This is a genomic window from Stackebrandtia soli (genome assembly GCF_965137155.1).
Classification (GTDB): domain Bacteria; phylum Actinomycetota; class Actinomycetes; order Mycobacteriales; family Micromonosporaceae; genus Stackebrandtia; species Stackebrandtia soli.
The window spans coordinates 29,800-30,385 of the sequence record NZ_CBCRZX010000053.1; the positions used below are offsets into that span (position 1 = coordinate 29,800).

Annotated in this window: 1 protein-coding gene and 1 pseudogene; one reads left to right on the forward strand and one right to left on the reverse strand. The window is 69.3% G+C overall.

Going from position 1 to position 586, the window contains the following annotated elements; all coding sequences use genetic code 11:
• Window positions 1–38 precede the first annotated feature (38 nt).
• Entirely contained in the window at window positions 39–284 is a 246-nt protein-coding gene (locus ACM9NP_RS21120; RefSeq protein WP_415648499.1) for a hypothetical protein, read from the forward strand.
• 104 nt (window positions 285–388) lie between these two features.
• Here ACM9NP_RS21120 and ACM9NP_RS21125 read toward each other — a convergent pair.
• Window positions 389–586: pseudogene (locus ACM9NP_RS21125) on the reverse strand (hypothetical protein); the annotation flags it as partial.

A 586-nucleotide genomic window follows, 5' to 3' on the forward strand; every position in this document is an offset into this window, starting at 1 on the left:
CAAGCCCACGAGTGACGCCGCTTGATACCGTCGCGGTCATGAACGACGCAGCCCAGTCTTCGGCGGCCTATACGGGGCCGCCGACCAACGTCCGACCCCCGGCCGGGTGGAAGGTCCCCGAGGTGGTGCGGGTCGCACCGCCTCGAGAACTGCCCGAGCAGGACCCGGCCGCGATCAACGAGGCCGAGACCCGGGCGACGACACTGACGTACGGGATGGGAATCCTGTTCGGCAGTCTCATGCTGGTGGTGCTGATCGTGGTCCTGGCGAGAGCCGTGACCTAAGACCGAGCGCGAAGCGGACGAACCCGCCCCGCCGTTGTCTCGATACCGAAAAGATCCCCCGTGCCGATGAGGCACGCGGGATCTTTGTCGTTCACGGGTGGGACTCAGCCGCCTTCGGGCTTGGGGGTGTCCCAGACGACCTTGGCCCCGCTGTGCCCGGTCTGGTAGGTGTACCAGCCGGCCGCTCCGGACGCGCCGAGCAGGATCAACCCGAGGACCGCCATGACGATGAAACGACCGCGCCTGGCGGGGTCTGCGGGCGGCGGAGGCGGTGCGGGGGCGTCGCCTTCGGCGCTGGGGGT

Bases quoted from the DNA above. Each gene is read 5' to 3' on its own strand.
- ACM9NP_RS21120 (WP_415648499.1), top strand. From the start codon at position 39: ATGAACGACGCAGCCCAGTCTTCGGCGGCCTATACGGGGCCGCCGACC.